A 17,622-nucleotide genomic window follows, 5' to 3' on the forward strand; every position below is an offset into this window, starting at 1 on the left:
ATGGCCCTGCATGGATTCCTTCAAGGCTTCCAGGACTATGCGGACACGCAAGCCCTGGGCGACGCCCTGAAGGCGCTTCAGGAAGAAGGCCTGGACCACCTACCGCTGCCCGGCGGCGGTCAGACCCTGGCGCGGTTCAGTCGCCTGGCGCAGGTGGCGGGTCATGACCTGCGCTTGTGCAAGCTGTTCGAAGGCCACACCGATGCCCTGGCAATCATTGCCGAGCTCAACTCCCCACTGCCGCCCTTGGGCAGCACGTGGGGCATGTGGGCCGCCGAGCCGCCAACGGCCAAGGTGCGCGTGCACCAGGAGGGCCATCGCCTGCGGGTGCAAGGCCGCAAGGCCTGGTGCTCCGGCGCGGCGGTGGTGAGCCATGGGTTGTTGACCGCCTGGGACGAAGACGATCGCCAGCAGTTGGTGGCCGTGCACATGGATCAACCCGGCATCGTGGTCACCGACGAGGGATGGAACGCCGTGGGCATGGCAGCCACCGGCAGTGTGGAGGTCGTGTTCGACGGGGCCTGGGGGCTTGCGGTGGGCGGACCGGGAGATTACCTCGCCCGCCCAGGGTTCTGGCAAGGCGGTATCGGTATCGCCGCCTGCTGGTACGGCGCGGCGCAACGCCTGGCGGAAGTCTTGCGCGCGCAGTGCAGTAAACGCCCGGAACCCCACGCCCTGGCCCATCTTGGCGCCGTCGACAGCGCACTGAACAGCGCCGCCTGTGTGCTGCGTGCCAGCGCCGCACAGATCGACCTTGAGCCCAAGGCTGACGCCCGGCAATTGGCCCAGCAGACGCGGGCCTGTATCGAAGACACCGTTGAGCAGGTGCTGCGCCACGTCGGGCGCGCCGTCGGCGCCGGTCCTTACTGCAAGGACCCGCATTTTGCCCAGTTGATGGCAGACCTGCCGGTGTATGTACGCCAGAGTCATGCCGAACGCGACCTGGCCGGGCTCGGAGAGCTGGTGGCCGGTGAACCCACAGGGAGGTGGCAGTTATGAGATCCAATCCGATCGTTGGCCAGGGCACGCCGCTGCATCACTGGCAGGCCTCGCCGAAAATGGCCGACTTGCCATCGATCAGCGTCGAGCAGTTGGTGCCCGCCGGCCACCGTGCGGTGATCATCGCACCGCATCCGGACGATGAAATCCTCGGCTGCGGCGGCCTGATGCAGGGCCTGGCGGCGCTGGGTCGGCCGATCCAATTGATTTCGGTGACCGATGGCAGCGCCAGCCACCCCGGCTCGCAGCGTTGGCCAGTGGAGCGTTTGAGCGTGGTGCGCCCGCAGGAATCCGCCCAGGCCCTGCACCGCCTGGGGTTGCCGCTGCACAGCCTGAAATGGCTGCGCGCCGGTTTTACCGACAGCCAGGTGGCGGCGCGGGAACAGGAACTTGTAGGGTTTATCCAACGCTACCTCAAGCCTACCGACGTGGTGTTCACCACCTGGCGCGAAGACGGCCATTGCGACCATGAGGCCGTTGGGCGTGCCAGCGCCCAGGCCTGCGCGGCGGTCGGCGCCACCCTGTATGAGCTGCCGGTGTGGACCTGGCATTGGGCAACACCTGAAGACAGCGTGGTGCCCTGGCACCGTGCACGCAAGATCCCGCTGACCTGTGAAGCCGTCGCGCGCAAACGGCATGCGATCCACGCCTTCGCCAGCCAACTGGAAGGCGACCCACAGATCGGCCTCGCGCCGGTGCTGGCGCCCTACGTGGTGGAGCGTCTGTTGCAACCCTTTGAAGTGGTATTCGTATGAGTGTGGCCACGCCTTATTTCGACCAGCTGTTCGCCAATAACGATGATCCCTGGGCCTTTCGCCAACGCTGGTATGAGCGGCGCAAACGCGCACTGACCCTGGCGATCCTCACGCGGCCACGCTATGCCTCGGTGTTCGAACCCGGTTGCGCCAATGGCGAGCTGAGTTTCGAACTGGCACCGCGTTGTGACCGCCTGCTGTGCTGCGACACCGCCGCGGCCGCCGTTGACCTGGCGCGCACTCGCTTGCTGGGGTTCCCCCAGGCCCAGGTGCAGCAGTGCCGCTTGCCCGAACAGTGGCCTACGGGCCAGTTCGAGCTGATCGTATTGAGTGAGTGGTGCTACTACCTCGACGCCGATGACCTGGGCCAATTGATCGATCACGCCCGCACCGCACTGACCGCCGACGGCCAATTGCTGGCCTGCCACTGGCGCGCGCCTATCGACGGTTGCCCGCAAACGGCTGAGCAAGTGCACGCCCTGCTCCAGCAACGCCTGGACATGCCCCGCATCGCCAGCCACCACGAACCTGATTTCCTGCTCGACCTGTGGAGCCGCGACGGCACCTCGGTCGCCACCCTTGAGGGCCTGCGATGATCGGCATTCTGATCCCGGTACATAACGAAGAGGCGTTGCTCGGCGACTGCCTGAAAGCCGCGTTGATCGCCGCCAGCCATCCCGGGCTGCTCGGCGAAACTGTGACGGTTCTGGTGGTGCTCGACAGCTGCAGCGATGCCAGCGCCGCCATTGCCCAGGCCTACCCGGTGCAGTGCCTGGAAGCCCAGGTACGCAACGTGGGGCATGTGCGTGGCGTGGGTGCGCGGCATTTGCTCAATCAGGGCGCACGCTGGATCTCCTGCACCGATGCTGACAGCCGGGTAGCCCCCGACTGGTTGGTGGCCCAATTGGCGTTGGGCGTGGACGCCGTGTGCGGCACCGTCACGGTGGATGCGTGGAGCGAGGGTTTTGATCCCGCCGCGCAGATTCGCTACCTCCAGGGCTACGAGGCTCGCGACGGTCATCGGCATATCCACGGGGCCAACCTGGGGGTGAGCGCTGGCGCGTACGTGCGTGCCGGTGGTTTCGAGCCGCTGGCGTGCCACGAGGATGTGCAATTGGTGCGCAACCTGGAGCTGTGCGGCGCCTCCATCGCCTGGAGCCACGGCCCGCAGGTGATTACCAGTGCGCGCCTGGACGCCCGTGCACAAGGGGGATTCGGCGATTACTTGAAGAGCCTGATGCATGCCACGTAAAAAAACGCCGTTACCGAATGTGAAACCGCGCAATCCTTGTCTATGCTGAAAACGCCTTGCTGGCATTCCAGGGTTGGGGTGCCATGCAGCCACTGCGGCGGAGCCTGTGGTGGAAACAAGAGAGTCGTCCCGTCAACGGGGCACGACCCCGCATCAACCGACAAGGATGTGACACCCCATGAAGCTTGCTTCCTTAAGCGACGGCCGCCGCGGCCCCGCGCAAGTCTGGAACAGCGCCCCGCAACTGGCGCAAATCCCCCCCATTACGCCCTCCTCATTAGTGCCGCCTGGCGCACGCGTGGTGATCATCGCCCCTCATCCCGGCGATGAGGTGCTGGCCTGCGGCGGCTTGCTGCAATTGCTCAGCACGCTGGAACACCCGCTGCAACTGATCTCCATCACCGATGGCAGCGCCAGCCACCCGGGCTCCAACGTCTGGCCGGCGAGCCGCTTGAGCGTGGTCCGCCCCCAGGAAAGCGCCGAAGCCCTGCGCCGCCTGGGCATGCCGCTGCACAGCCTGAAGTGGATTCGCGGGGGGTTTTGCGACAACGCCCTCGCCGCCCGCGAGCCGCAACTGAGCCAATTCATTGCGCGTTACCTGCAGCCCGGCGATGTGGTGTTCAGTACCTGGCGCAACGATGGCAATGACGACCATGATGCGGTGGGCCGTGCCAGTGCCAAGGCGTGCAGCCTGGTGGGCGCGCAGCTGCATGAACTGCCGATCTGGGCCTGGCACTGGCCGGCCCGCGAAGGCGCGATCATCCCCTGGCAACGCGCCCGCAAGGTACGCCTGGACACCTGGACCGTGGCGCGCAAACTCCATGCTGCCCATGCCTATGCCAGCCAGCTGGCCGGGGACCCACAGATCGGCCTGCCGCCGATACTGGCCCAGGTGCTGCTTGAGAGAATGCGCGAACCGTATGAGATCGTGCTGTCCTGAAATCCAACTCGTTCATACCTGTTAATTCTGACAGTAGCGGCCTGGCGAATGTGTGGCTAGGGTGGAAAAAGCGCTGCACCGCTTCAGGTGCAGTCGAGAAAGCCATGCCAACCCTTTGCATTGGCCGGTGTTTTCAGAAACGGGTAACCCGCTGTCCCTGCTCCGTATCGCGCATCACGTTGTCATGGTCTGGCCCGCACCTGCCTTCGCAGGTGCCGGGACAACTCTCCCCTCAAGTGAGGACGGATCATGCGCGCACGGACACTCTCCTGGTTGTACCTGATCGTCATGGCGGTGTGGCCGCCGGCCTCTTATGGCGCCTGCACCATCAACACTGGCGCCGGCGATGACACCTCCACCTGTGACAGCGGCACGGCGCCGGGCTTTACCGATAACGCGGGTAACAACACACTGAATATCACCGCGACGGGCCGGGTGACCGGCAATGTGACCTTTGGCGCGGGCAATGATCTTGTGGATGTGAATGGGCCAAGCGCCGGGATTGATGGGAACCTCAACCAGGGCGATGGCGCGAATATCTTTCGGCTCAATCTGGGCAACATTACCGGGTCTGTCACTCAAGGTGCGGGCGCGGATGTGGCGCTGATTACCGGCGGTCAGGTCGGCACTATCAACCAGGGGGACGGTATCGACAGCTATGCCCAGAGCGGCGGCACTGTAGCGGCCGTGGCTCAAGGTGACGGTCGGGATATCTTCAGAATGAGCGGTGGCACCATCACCGGCGCCGTCGAAGACAGCGACGACGCCGCAGTGACCGGCGGCACCATCGGCCGCGTCGACATGAAACTCGATAACAACCTGTTCGACATGTCGGGAGGCCGCATCATCGGCAACCTGGTGACCGGCTTAGGCAACGACACCATCCGGATCTCGGGCACGGCGTTTGTGGGCGGCAATATCAGTGTCAGCGCCGGTGATGATCAGGTGACCGTCTCGGGCGGCGAGGTGAACGGGCAGATCCTGCTCAGTTTCGGCAACGACCACTTCATCTGGACCGGCGGCAACCTGCACTCGTTTGTGCGGATGGGTGAAGGGGACGACATGGCACTCGTGCAGAATCTGACGAGTGCTCAGTTGGCGGCAGCGCAATTGGTGGACGGCGGCCTGGGCAACGACAAGCTCACCCTGGACAACACCAAGGCCGGGGATCCGGGCCTATTGCCCAACTGGGAAGCCATCCAGCTGGACAATGGCTCCGAACTGACGCTGAGCGGTACGACCCTCAAGCTGGGTGACAGCAGCTCCGGTACTGGCACGCTGGCGCTGGATGGCACGAGCAAGCTGCTGGTCGGGACCGGCGTCATCGAAGCCTTTACCGCCGGCCAGTTGGTTACCGTCAGCAACAGCGGCGTGATCGACATGACCACCGGCAGCTCCAGCACCAGCGACTCATTGACCATCAGGGGCAATTACACCGGCAATGGTGGGCGGGTTGAACTGCAAAGTGTGTTGGGCGGCGACGGCTCGCCCAGCGACAAACTGGTGATTGACCAAGGTGCCATTGGGGGCAGTACAACGATCAGCGTGACCAACCTGGGGGGTGCGGGTGCAGCGACGCTGCAGGATGGTATCCAGGTTGTGCAGGCCCTTAATGGTGCCTCCGGCAGTGCCAACGCCTTCACCCTCGCCGGCCCGGTCTCCGCGGGTGCGTTCGACTACCGCCTGTTCAAGGGCGGTGTAACCGCAGGCACGGCAAAGAATTATTACCTGCGCTCCACTGTCCCGGTGCAGCCACCAGGCCCTGAGATCATCGTACCTTTACCGAGCCCGGGCGAGCCTCCCCCCCCTAAACCAGGGCCCGATCCAATCCCCATCTACCGCAAGGAAGTGCCGATCTATGCCGCAATGTTCCCGGCGGCCGACCAGATCGTGCGCGCCACGCTGGGCACTTATCACGAGCGCATGGGCGACCAGAACCTTCGACAGAGCAGCCATGCGCTGGACGGCTGGGGCCGGGTCTACGGCAGCAGCAGCCGTCAAGGGTTCGCCGGCACGGTGAGCCCGACGCTGGACAGCACGCTCGAGGGCTTCCAAGTGGGCAGTGATGTCTACACCACCACCGACGACAGCGGACGCAACCATCGCGTTGGGCTGTTTGTGGGCCACAGCACACTCAAAGGCAACGTCAAGGGCTTCAACGGTGGCTGGCAAGACCTGGACGCCGGCAAAACCACCTTGCGCGCCGATAGCCTGGGGATTTACTGGACACTGATCGGGGCTAATCAAGCGTATGTGGATCTGGTGCTGATGGGCAGCCGGTTCAACGGCAACAACGAATCAGACCGCGGCGTGAAGATGAAAACCCGAGGGCATAACATCACAGCCTCAGCTGAAGTCGGCTGGCCGTTCCGCGCCAGCCAAAACTGGACGGTAGAACCGCAGGCTCAATTGATCGTCGGCAAGACAAGGCTCGACAGCCAGAACGACGGCATTTCCGACGTCAAGTACGACGCCGATACCAGCGTGACCTCCCGCCTGGGCTTAAGGCTGCGCGGCGACTACAACATCCATGGCATGGCGTGGCAGCCCTATGCGCGCGCGAACGTCTGGCATGCCAGCGCCGGGGACAACAGTGTGATTTACAACCACACGACCCGGATCGATACCGAGCAGAAATCCACCCCCCTTGAAGTCAGCCTGGGCGCCACCTTGCAGGTAGCGCCCGATGTGAGCCTGTATGGCGAAGTCGGCTACAACCGCAATCTGGACAGCAACACCTACAACGGCCGCGAAGGCACTGTGGGTCTGAGGGTGGCGTTCTAGGTTTGTATCGCAGTGTGTACACAGCCCACTGCGATACACAGCCTTTAACTCGGCGGGTTTCCTGAAACAGGCCAGATACAGCCCGGCGTTCAACTGAGCACCCGGCACACATCCAGCCGCAGGAGGCTCGCCATGCACGCACAGTTGACCCGCCGCTCCACCCCCCTTTTCCTGGCCATTGCCCTGGCGCAATTCGGCATCCTGGGCATGGCCCACGCCGAAATGCCCGAGGCTGCGACCAAGGTTGTCGCCAGTACCCAAAGCGCCTTCGGTGCCCTCAAGCACGTCAAGGCCGGGCTGCTGGACGTGGCCTACGCCGAAGTCGGCCCCGCCACCGGCCCGGCGGTGATCCTGCTGCATGGCTGGCCCTACGACATCGACAGCTACGCCCAGGTCGCGCCGCTGCTGGCAGCCAAGGGCTATCGCGTGTTGATCCCTTACGCACGGGGTTATGGCGACACGCGTTTCCTCTCGAATGAGACCCTGCGCAACGGCCAACCGGCGGCGCTGGCCAGTGATGTGATCGACTTCATGGACGCGCTGAAGATCCAGCAAGCGGTGCTCGGTGGCTACGACTGGGGCGCACGCTCGGCGGACATCGTCTCGGCATTGTGGCCGGAGCGGGTCAAGGCGCTGGTGTCGGTCAGCGGTTACCTGATCGGCAACCAGGCGGCCGGCAAGAACCCACTGCCGCCCAAGGCTGAGTTGCAATGGTGGTACCAGTTCTACTTCGCCACCGAGCGCGGCGCCGCCGGCTACCAGAAAAACACCCACGACTTCGCCAAGCTGATCTGGCAACTGGCCTCGCCGCAGTGGAAGTTCGATGACGCCACGTTCGATCGCAGCGCCAAAGGCCTGGAGAACCCGGATCACGTAGCGATCACTGTATTCAACTACCGCTGGCGGTTGGGCCTGGTGCAGGGTGAAACGAAATACGACCCGCTGGAGCAGAAACTCGCCCAGGCGCCGTCCATTGGCGTGCCGACCATCACCCTCGAAGGCGACGCCAACGGCGCCCCGCACCCGCAGCCGGAGGACTACGCCAAGCGCTTTACCGGCAAGTACGAGTTCCGCCTGATCAACGGTGGCGTCGGCCACAACCTGCCGCAGGAAGCGCCCGAGGCGTTTGCCAAGGCGGTCATCGATGCGGATCACCAGTGATGAAGCGCCTGTGCATGGCCGCATTGGCCCTCGCGAGTTCGGCTGGCACCTTCGCCGACAGCGCCCCCTCGCCGATCTACGGCGTGACTATTCCCGACGGCTACCGCCAATGGGAACTGGTGGCTCCGGCCCAGGAAGCCGACCCGTTGAACGAGCTGCGCGTGGTGCTGGGCAACAGCGCTGCGCTCAAGGCTTATCGGGAGGGCACGTTGCCTTTCCCGGATGGCACCGTCCTGGCCAAGTTGGCGTGGAAACACGAGCAGTCACCGGATTTCAAGACCGCGTCCATCCCTGGCGCGGCGACCACGGTGCAGTTCATGGTCAAGGACTCGAAAAAATACGCGTCCACCGGTGGCTGGGGGTTTGGACGCTTCATCAATGGCAAACCAGCCGATGAAGCGCAGCACCAGACGTGTTTTGCCTGCCACCAGGCGTTGGTGAAAGACCGGGATTATGTCTTCACCAGGCTGGCACCCTGAAAGCCAGCCCGTTCAAGGTCTCTGGTCAGAACTGGCGACAAATACCCTGTGGCGAGCGGGCTTGTTGTGGTGAGCGGGCTTGCCCCGCGCTGGGCTGCGAAGCAGCCCCAACACCAGCAGCCGAAGAGTACCTGATTCACCGCATGCCTCCTTCCAGGGTCGCTTCGCAACCCAACGCGGGGCAAGCCCGCTCACCACAAATGGGAGGGTATCAGCCAGATATGGCCGGTTTTCAAAGACTTTGAAAGGGCTGACCCTGAAAGCGCGAAAACTGATAGGCGATTCCCAGCCAGATAAACCAGGCCGGCATCACACACAGCGCCAGGCGTGTGTCCGGCCGCAACGCCAGCAGGCCCAGCACGAAGGCGAGAAACGCCAGGGCAAACCAGGCCATCGGCACACCACCGGGCATCTTGTAGGTGGATTGGGCGTGCAGGTCCGGGCGTTTTTTGCGATAGGCGATGTAGGACGCGAGGATGGTCGACCAGGTGAAGATCACCAGGATCGCCGACACCGTCGACACGATGGTGAAGGCGGTCATCACCTCCGGCACCACAAACAGCAACACCAGCCCCAGCAACATCAGCAAGCTGGTAAACGCCAGGCTGATAAACGGCACGCTGCTGTTCGACAAGCGCCGGAAGATCCCCGGCGCATCACCCAGGTCGGCCAAACCAAATAACATGCGGCTGGCGGAAAACACCCCGCTGTTGGCAGACGACGCTGCCGAGGTCAGCACCACGAAATTCACGATGCCCGCTGCGGCGGGGAAACCGGCGACCAGGAACAACTCGACAAACGGGCTCTTGCTCGGTGACACCTGCTGCCAGGAGGTCACCGCGATGATGCACGCCAGGGCCAGCACGTAGAACAGGATGATGCGCAGCGGGATCGAGTTGATCGCCTTGGGCAAGGTCTTTTCCGGCGCACGGGTTTCGGCGGCGGCGGTACCGATCAGCTCGGTGCCGGCGAAGGAAAAGATCGCCATCTGGAACCCGGCAAAAAAGCCGAACAGGCCGTTGGGAAATGCCGCTTGTTTATCCAGGAGGTGGCTCAACGAAGCGGTGACGCCGGTGGGCGAAACGAAGGAACTGGCGATCAGCACCCCACTCACCCCGATCAAGGTCACAACGGCGATGATCTTGATGATCGCGAACCAGAACTCCACTTCGCCGAACAGCCTGACCGTCAGCACATTCAGCGCGAACAGGGTCAGCAACATCGCCACCGCCGGCATCCAGGCCGGTACATCGGGGAACCAGTACTGGAAGAAACCGCCGACCACAACGGCGTCGCCCACCACCGCTACGCTCCAGCTCAACCAGTACGACCAGCCGAGAAAGAACGCCGCACGCGGCCCCAGGTAAGCACCGGCAAAGTCGGCGAAGCTCTTGAAGTTGAGGTTGGACAGCAGCAGCTCGCCCATGGCGCGCATCACGAAGTACACGAACAGCCCGATGATCATGTAGATCAGGATGATCGAGGTGCCGGACAGCGCGATGATCTTGCCGGAGCCCATGAACAGGCCGGTGCCGATCGCGCCGCCCATGGCCATCAACTGGATGTGGCGGTTGCTCAGGGTACGTTGCAACGCAGGCTGTTCACACAGCCCGGGCGTGGTTGTTTTCATCACAAAACCTCTTGTTATGTTTTTGAGTTTTGGCAGAAGAAAAGTCGAGGGGTCGTTGTTATTGGCTGTGGCGTTCGAAACCGTGCAGCACGTTGACCGCATTGATGCCGATCTCATCAACCATGTAGCCGCCTTCCATCACGAACAGCGTGGGCACGCCGACGGTGGCGATGATCTCGCCCATGCCGAGGAAGTCTTCGCTGTCGAGGAGGAAGTGGCTGATGGGGTCGTCCTTGAAGGTGTCAACGCCCAGGGAGATCACCAACACTTCAGGCGCAAAGCGGCGCAGTTGCTGGCAGGCGTCTATCAGGGCGGTGCGGTAATTGGCCCAGGTGGTGTTTTTCGGCAACGGGTAGTTCAGGTTGAAGCCCTCCCCCGCACCGACGCCGCGCTCGCTGCCGGCACCGGAAAAATACGGGTAAGACACCGCCGGGTCGCCATGCAGGGAAATGAACATCACGTCCGGGCGGTCATAGAAAATATTCTGGGTGCCATTGCCATGGTGAAAATCCACATCCAGCACCGCCACACGCGTGGCGCCCTGGGTGATGGCGTGCTGTGCGGCAATCGCGGCGTTGTTGAGGTAGCAGTAACCGCCCATGTATTCACGGGCCGCGTGATGGCCCGGTGGGCGGCACAGGGCAAAGGCGCTGTGATGGCCTTCGTCGAGCAACGCCAGGCCGGTCAGTGCGATGTCGGCGCTGGTCTTCACCGCCTGCCAGGTGGTGCGGGTAATCGGCGAACCGGCGTCCATCGCGTAAAAACCGAGCTTGCCGTCGATGAACGCCGGCACCTGCTGGTTGGCCAGGTCGCGTACCGGCCACACCAGGGGCAAGGCGTCATGGCTGCGACCGATGGCGGTCCATTCGGCCCAGGCGGTTTCCAGGAACGCCACGTAGCGCTCGCTGTGGGCGGCGACGTAACAGGCGCGGTCGAAGCGGCGCGGGGTGATGATGTCGCCCAGGCCGACCTGCCGCACGCGATCACGCACGGTGTCGGCGCGGCTGGGTTGTTCGAACGAGGGTTTGAGCACACCGTCCTTGAGTTCGGTGCCATGGTGCAAACGGTGGGCTTCGCTGAAAACAGTCAACATGTGAGGGCATCCGCCAGTAAAAGACAGGGTCTATTTTGTTCTGGCGGCAGTGGGCTTTCTTTGCTTTTACTTACGGCACTGTTAGGTTTATCGGGAATATTTACCTCATTGGCGCACGATTATGAAAAATAAAACCAAACAGGTCGTTCTTGATGACACCGATCTCGTCATCCTCGCCCTGCTGCAGCAGGACGCCAGTATTTCCAACGCTCAGCTGAGTGAGCGCCTGTCCCTGAGCCTCACGCCCTGCTGGCGCCGGCGCAAACGCCTGGAAGAAGAAGGCGTGATCAAGGACTACCAGGCCAACCTCGACCGCAAGATGCTCGGGTTGGACATCCTGGCGTTCGTGCATGTGCGTTTTGCGATCCACACCGACCATGCGCCCGACGCCTTCGAGGCGGTGGTGAAAGAACTGCCACAGGTGTTGTCGTGCCACAAGATAACCGGGGATGCCGATTATTTGTTGCAGGTACTGGCCGAAGACCTGGACAGCTACAGCGAGTTTGTCGAGAGCGTGTTGCGGCGGCAGTTGGGGATTGCCTCAATACAGTCGAGCCTGGCGCTGAGGGAGGTCAAGGCGACGAGTCGGGTGGCGATTCCACAGCGCGAATAATCGGCGCTTTTCGCGGGGCGATGTGGCAAATCGCCGACACTGAGATGTGAAAAATTCGTTAACTGTTTCTCCCTCAAGGCTTTTTCCTACAAGAACAATCTGCCAGACTAATGCGAATAATTATCAACAGATTTTTTATTCGCCAGGGACGGCGTTCGGGGAGAGTCAGTTCCATGTCTGTGCAACAACACGGCAGTAAAGGTTTTTCACCCAGTCTGATAGCGTTGGCGGTCTTTCTGGCCAGTTCATCCGCGGTCTTTGCCGCCGATACCCAGGCGCCGGCCACCACGCTTGAACTGGGCGCCACGCAAATCTCTGGCGAAGAGCAACTGGGCGAAACCACCGAGGGCACCCAGTCCTACACCACTGGCGCGATGAAAACCGCGACCAAACTGCCATTGACCATGCGCGAAACCCCGCAGGCCGTCACCGTGATTACCCGCCAGCGGATGGATGACCAGGCGATGACCAGCATCAACGATGTGGTCAAGGCCACCCCGGGGTTGTTCCTGAACTTCTCCAGCGGCCCTGGCCGGCAGTCCTATACGTCGCGCGGCTTCGACATCGACAACCTGATGTATGACGGCATCCCCAGTGGCTACAACGGTGTGTCGGTGGGCGCACAGCCGAACCTGGCGATGTTCGACCGCGTCGAAATCGTGCGCGGCGCCACCGGCCTGGTCACCGGCGCGGGCAACCCTTCCGCCGCCATCAACCTGGTCCGCAAGCGCCCGCTGGACGAACAGAAAGTCACCCTGACCGGCGCAGCCGGCAGCTGGGACGACTACCGGGGCGAACTCGACGCCTCCAGCCCACTCAACGACAGCGGCACCTGGCGCGGTCGCGTGGTCACCTCGTACCGCGATGCCAACAGCTTCATCGACAACGCCGAGGAGTATCACGGCCTGTTTTACGCCGTCACCGAAGCCGACCTGAGCGAAGACACCACCCTGACCCTTGGCTTCTCCAACCAAAAGGACAAGACCAATTACTTCTGGGGCTCGTCGATGGTCGGCCAGGATGGCCATCACCTGAACCTGCCGCGCTCCTACAACCCCGGCACCGACTGGGAAAACAAGGACCAGGAGATCAACACCGTATTCGCCGAGCTGCGTCAGCAACTGGCCAACGACTGGAAACTGCAAGTCAACGCCAACTATGCCGAACAGAACGCGCTGTTCTCCGGCTCCTACCAGTCGCGCTGGGTCGCCAACACACTGGCGCGCACCGTCTATCAAGCGGCCTACGATGAAAACCAGGCGGGTGTCGACGCGTTTGCCAGCGGCCCCTTCCAGGCGTTCGGGCGTACCCACGAGCTGGTGGTAGGCGCCAGCCGGCGCATCTACGACATGACCACCCACAACTACAGCCCCTACAACCTGAACTGGCCGCTCACGGCGGGCAAACCGAACTTCGTCCACACCACCAATGACCGCGACGTGACCACCCAGGACGGGGTGTACGTCACCACGCGCCTGAATCTGGCTGACCCGTTGAAGCTGATCCTCGGCGGGCGCCTGGACTGGTATGACTACGATGCCCACGGCAGCAACACCGGCGACTACAAGGTCACCCGCAACCTCACCCGCTACGCCGGCCTGATCTACGACCTGGACGACCATCACTCGGTCTACGTCAGCTACAGCGACATCTTCACGCCCCAGAGCGAAAAGGACACCTCCGGCACCCCGCTCAAGCCTATCGTCGGCAAGAACTATGAGGTGGGTATCAAGGGTGAATACCTGGGTGGCGCGCTGAACGCGAGCGTGGCGCTGTTTCGCGTCGACCAGGAAAACCGTGCCGTCGGCGTGACCGTCGCAAACTGCCCGCAGGCCTCCTGCTCCGTGGCCTCCGGCGAGATTCGCAGCCAGGGTATCGACTTCGAACTGCAAGGCGCCTTGACCGAGAACTGGCAGGTCGGCGGTGGCTACACTTATGCACGTACGCACACCATCAAGGACGCAGCCAACCCGCAGAACGTCAACAAGCAGTTCGACACCGACACCCCGGAGCACCTGTTCAAGCTGACCACCAACTACCACTTCCAGGGCTCGCTGGAAAAACTCCGCGTGGGCGGCAACGTGTCCTGGCAGAGCCGCATGTACAACGACTTCAAAGTCGCGGATGGCAGCACCTACCGCCTGCAGCAAGGCGCCTATGCCGTCACCGACCTGATGGCCGGCTACCAGGTCAACCAGCACCTGGACCTGCAGCTCAACGCCAACAACATCTTCGACCGCCGTTACTACCAGTCCATCTCCAACTCCGTGAGCTATGGCGGTGATTCCTATGGCAGCCCGCGCAATATGATGCTGACGGCCAAGTACAGCTTCTGATTCACGGCGGCGCCCTCCTCAAAGGGCGTCGCACAGCGAACCAGAACCCGAATGCCGACCTCCGCGAGCATGAAAATGCGCTATGTTATCGGGCTCATACCTTCAAGATTGATACCATGCACATCACGCGCCTCGACATCCTCCCGTACCTGACATCCACCCTTGGCCTTGAAAAAAACCAGATGGGCGACCTGGGCTCACTCGTGGTCCTGGTCGGTGAAAATGGGTGTGGAAAGACGCGGCTGCTCGAGGCGATCGACTGGTCGCTGCGCCGCACACGCCAGGTTGGGTACGCTCAGTTGCTCAAGATCAGCGACAATCGGGCAGATAAGCAACGGTTGTACGACGCCATGATGCAGGGGGACGAGGACCATCACGCATGCGCTGCCGCCGCGTCAAATGTCAGGGCTTTCGATGCGGTGCTCTTGCCCCTTGATTGCTTGCAGTTCACCTGCGCAGGTGACGAGGACATCGATGCCGCCGTGTCCGCCTATTGTGCATTGTCCGACATCCTGCGTAACCCGACGGCCTCCAACGGGGGGCACTTCACGCGCCTGACGGTCGGGGTGCCGCGCGGTGATGACCTGACGGATTCGCTGCTGGTGGGGGCACCGCTCGTTTATATCGATGATGTCTGTGTGCGTCAGGCCGCAGCGGCCGATGAAGAGCCGATGGGGATGTACAGCCCGCACAGCACGGTCAGGGGCGATTACGCTCGCCTCAAGGACGTGCTCAACGAACTCACTGGCATGCACCTGGATATCGTCGGCGGTAACACCTGCATCGGCGGTCAGCGTATTGATCGTACGACGTTTTCTGACGGGCAGATGGCGTTGCTGCGTATTGCAGTGCTGATCCATTCTCAGGTGCTGAAGGACGTTGAACTGCCGATCCTGCTTGATGAGCCGGAGCGTCATCTGCACCCTTCGCGACTCATCGGACTGATCGACGCCCTCCGTAAGCACCTGCCCCGCGCACAATTGTGGATTGCGACCCACAATCTTGCGCTGACAGCGCATCTGGCGGCCATAGAGCCACGCGCAATCTGGTTCGGTTCGAAGGGGCTATTCGAGCGCGCCGGCCTAGCGCAGGAGAAGGTGACCAACGGCCTTCTGGGAGGGATTGCCGGCGCCCAGCAGATCAGCGATTTCTGCACACGCGCCGACCAGTTCGCAGCGTGTTCGTTCTCCGCGGATTGCCTCTATCCACCCGATACTGTCACCTATAAAAAAGATGATCCGCAAATCCAGCAAATCCGGGACTTCATCACTGGAGGGCGCACTCGTCCCATGGTCATCGTCGACATTGGTGCCGGACAGGCGCGTTTACTCGACGGTTTGGCTCATTTGCTCAATGACTCTTTGCTAAAGGACGTCTCTTACTATGCCATCGAGCCGAACGACGCCACGCGGGCATTATGTGCTGAAAGGGTCAGTCGGCACTTCAACGACGGGAGTGTACGCGTGTTCGCCAGCGCAAAAGATCTCCTCGCATCCGGCCCTATCAAAGCCGACGTCGCGGTGCTTGCGAACGTGCTGCACGAGATTGAGCTCAAGTACTGGGAAGCGGTGTTGCTCGATGCGCACACGCTCCTGGAGGACGATGGATCGTTGCTCATCGTCGAGGACACACGGCTGCCGCGCGGAGAGCTGGCCCACCCGCACGGCTTTCTTATCCTCGAGACCGACGCCCTGTGCGAACTCTTCGCAACCTGCAAGGACGCACACGGCGTTCAGCACATTGCCGCGACACGCGGTGGCGCCCGACTACAAGCCACCGCGTTCAAACGACCGCTACTGGCGGCGTTGACTACCTCATCCATCCGGAGCGCCTTGCACCTGCAAAAAAGTAGCGCGGCAGCCAGCATTCGCGAATTGCGTAAGTCTGGCCGGCAACCTGACTACCGTCTCGGTCAAGAACATGCCTACCACACGCAACTGCTTGCCAACCTCACGCTCGCCCTTGAAGACTTGGCATTAGGTCGCTGAGCCACACCGAAATGAACGCCCGAATCCTGGAGACGGGCGTTCAATGCACATTAGGATGAGGCCTGTACCTCATCTGGCCCAATTCCTGCCTCCCTCCATCCCACCAAGTCGCTGCTGACTACGCGGACGACTCTTTTGGGCCCCGCCGCCCAAGCGCCTGCGCCGATAATCGGTCATCCCCCAGCTATCCCGAGGCCTTCCCCCCATGACGAGCCCCTCCACCGAACAGGTCAGTCCGCAAACCCTGCGCAAGGTCATCATCGCCGCCGGCATCGGTAATTTCGTCGAGTGGTTTGACTTCGCCGTCTATGGCTTCCTCGCCACTACTATCGCCCAGCAATTCTTCCCCAGCGGTGATGCCAGTGCAGCCTTGCTCAAGACCTTCGCCGTGTTTGCCGTGGCCTTCGCCTTCCGGCCCCTGGGCGGTATTTTCTTCGGCATGCTCGGCGACCGCATCGGCCGCAAGCGCACCCTGGCCATGACCATCCTGTTGATGGCCGCTGCCACCACGTTGATCGGCCTGCTGCCCACCTACGCCGCCATCGGCGTCACGGCGCCGATTCTGCTGTCGCTGATCCGCTGTGCCCAGGGCTTCTCCGCCGGCGGTGAATACGCCGGCGCGTGTGCCTATCTGATGGAGCACGCCCCCAGTGACAAACGCGCCTGGTATGGCAGCTTTGTACCGGTGTCGACGTTTTCCGCGTTCGCCGCCGCCGCGGTAGTGGCGTATGCCCTTGAAGCGTCGTTGTCCGCCGAAGCCATGGGCAGTTGGGGCTGGCGCCTGCCGTTCCTGATCGCTGCGCCACTCGGCCTGGTGGGCCTCTACCTGCGCTGGAAGCTGGACGAGACGCCTGCCTTCCAGGCTGTGAAGGAAGAGCATGCCGTCGCCCACTCCCCGCTCAAGGAAACCTTGCGCAACCATGGTGCGGCGATCTGTTGCCTGGGCGCTTTTGTGTCACTGACGGCGTTGTCGTTTTATATGTTCACCACCTACTTCGCGACGTACCTGCAAGTGGCGGGCGGGCTGAATCGGGCGATGGCGTTGCTGGTGTCGCTGATCGCGTTGATTTTCGCAGCGGCGATCTGCCCGCTGGCGGGACTGTATTCGGATCGGGTCGGGCGGCGTGTCACCGTGATGACTGCCTGTGTGTTGTTGATCGTGGTGGTGTATCCGTCGTTCCTGATGGCCAGCTCCGGCTCGTTTGCGGCGTCGATTGTCGGCGTGATGTTGCTGGCGGTCGGCGCGGTGTTGTGCGGCGTGGTCACGGCGGCCTTGCTGTCGGAGACCTTTCCGACGCGCACGCGCTATACCGCCTCGGCGATCACCTACAACATGGCGTACACGATCTTCGGCGGCACCGCGCCGCTGGTGGCGACCTGGTTGATCAGCACCACCGGCAGCAACCTGTCACCGGCGTTTTACCTGATTGCCGTGGCGTTGCTGGCACTGGCCGGTGGGTTGGCGTTGCCGGAGACGTCGCGGATTTCCTTGCACGACGTGGGTAGTGAGGAAACAAGCACCGCACCTTTGCTTTCACGGTAAACGGCAGGAGGGTGAACGCCGCTGGACGCAGGTAGAATCAATTAGACAC

At 62.5% G+C, this 17,622-nt stretch carries 14 protein-coding genes; 12 read left to right on the plus strand and 2 right to left on the minus strand.

What is annotated here, in order from left to right; all coding sequences use genetic code 11:
• The 8 genes from NL123_RS17015 (at position 1) to NL123_RS17050 (ending at position 8,370) form a co-directional block, all read left to right on the plus strand.
• The gene (locus NL123_RS17015) at positions 1-999 is read left to right on the plus strand and encodes an acyl-CoA dehydrogenase family protein (protein ID WP_494355857.1); all 999 of its coding nucleotides are present in this window, start codon (positions 1-3) and stop codon (positions 997-999) included.
• Positions 996-1,754 carry a PIG-L deacetylase family protein gene (locus NL123_RS17020; protein WP_248481336.1) on the plus strand — a complete coding sequence of 253 codons (759 nt, stop codon included), beginning with the start codon at positions 996-998 and terminating at the stop codon, positions 1,752-1,754. The genes NL123_RS17015 and NL123_RS17020 overlap by 4 nt, the downstream gene beginning before the upstream one ends.
• On the plus strand, positions 1,751-2,350 hold the full coding sequence (locus NL123_RS17025; RefSeq protein WP_494355858.1) for an SAM-dependent methyltransferase: 600 nt from the start codon (positions 1,751-1,753) through the stop codon (positions 2,348-2,350). The genes NL123_RS17020 and NL123_RS17025 overlap by 4 nt, the downstream gene beginning before the upstream one ends.
• Positions 2,347-3,006: a glycosyltransferase family 2 protein gene (locus tag NL123_RS17030; protein ID WP_494355859.1), complete on the plus strand. Its 660-nt coding sequence runs from the start codon at positions 2,347-2,349 to the stop codon at positions 3,004-3,006. The genes NL123_RS17025 and NL123_RS17030 overlap by 4 nt, the downstream gene beginning before the upstream one ends.
• 178 nt (positions 3,007-3,184) lie before the next feature.
• The gene (locus NL123_RS17035) at positions 3,185-3,946 is read left to right on the plus strand and encodes a PIG-L deacetylase family protein (RefSeq protein WP_248481333.1); all 762 of its coding nucleotides are present in this window, start codon (positions 3,185-3,187) and stop codon (positions 3,944-3,946) included.
• 249 nt (positions 3,947-4,195) lie between these two features.
• Entirely contained in the window at positions 4,196-6,730 is a 2,535-nt protein-coding gene (locus NL123_RS17040) for an autotransporter family protein (RefSeq protein ID WP_494355860.1), read from the plus strand.
• A 132-nt stretch (positions 6,731-6,862) separates the two neighbouring features.
• Entirely contained in the window at positions 6,863-7,891 is a 1,029-nt protein-coding gene (locus NL123_RS17045) for an alpha/beta fold hydrolase (RefSeq protein ID WP_494355861.1), read from the plus strand.
• Entirely contained in the window at positions 7,891-8,370 is a 480-nt protein-coding gene (locus tag NL123_RS17050; protein ID WP_494355862.1) for a cytochrome P460 family protein, read from the plus strand. The genes NL123_RS17045 and NL123_RS17050 overlap by 1 nt, the downstream gene beginning before the upstream one ends.
• Positions 8,371-8,602: 232 nt before the next feature.
• Here NL123_RS17050 and NL123_RS17055 read toward each other — a convergent pair whose 3' ends face one another.
• Complete coding sequence (locus NL123_RS17055; protein WP_248481328.1) at positions 8,603-10,000, minus strand: amino acid permease; 1,398 nt, start codon at positions 9,998-10,000, stop codon at positions 8,603-8,605.
• Between the two features lie 58 nt (positions 10,001-10,058).
• Entirely contained in the window at positions 10,059-11,093 is a 1,035-nt protein-coding gene (locus NL123_RS17060) for a histone deacetylase family protein (protein ID WP_494355863.1), read from the minus strand.
• Positions 11,094-11,214: 121 nt separating this feature from the next.
• Between NL123_RS17060 and NL123_RS17065 the strand changes: the two genes are divergently transcribed.
• The 4 genes from NL123_RS17065 to NL123_RS17080 all read left to right on the plus strand — a co-directional run bounded on the left by NL123_RS17065 (position 11,215) and on the right by NL123_RS17080 (position 17,573).
• On the plus strand, positions 11,215-11,706 hold the full coding sequence (locus tag NL123_RS17065) for an Lrp/AsnC family transcriptional regulator (RefSeq protein WP_494355864.1): 492 nt from the start codon (positions 11,215-11,217) through the stop codon (positions 11,704-11,706).
• A gap of 173 nt (positions 11,707-11,879) precedes the next feature.
• Complete coding sequence (locus tag NL123_RS17070; RefSeq protein WP_494355865.1) at positions 11,880-14,042, plus strand: TonB-dependent siderophore receptor; 2,163 nt, start codon at positions 11,880-11,882, stop codon at positions 14,040-14,042.
• Positions 14,043-14,158: 116 nt separating this feature from the next.
• On the plus strand, positions 14,159-16,030 hold the full coding sequence (locus NL123_RS17075) for an AAA family ATPase (protein WP_494355866.1): 1,872 nt from the start codon (positions 14,159-14,161) through the stop codon (positions 16,028-16,030).
• Positions 16,031-16,235: 205 nt separating this feature from the next.
• Entirely contained in the window at positions 16,236-17,573 is a 1,338-nt protein-coding gene (locus tag NL123_RS17080; RefSeq protein WP_494355867.1) for an MFS transporter, read from the plus strand.
• The last annotated feature ends 49 nt before the right edge of the window (positions 17,574-17,622 follow it).

This window comes from Pseudomonas sp. FBCC-B1565, assembly GCF_059133265.1.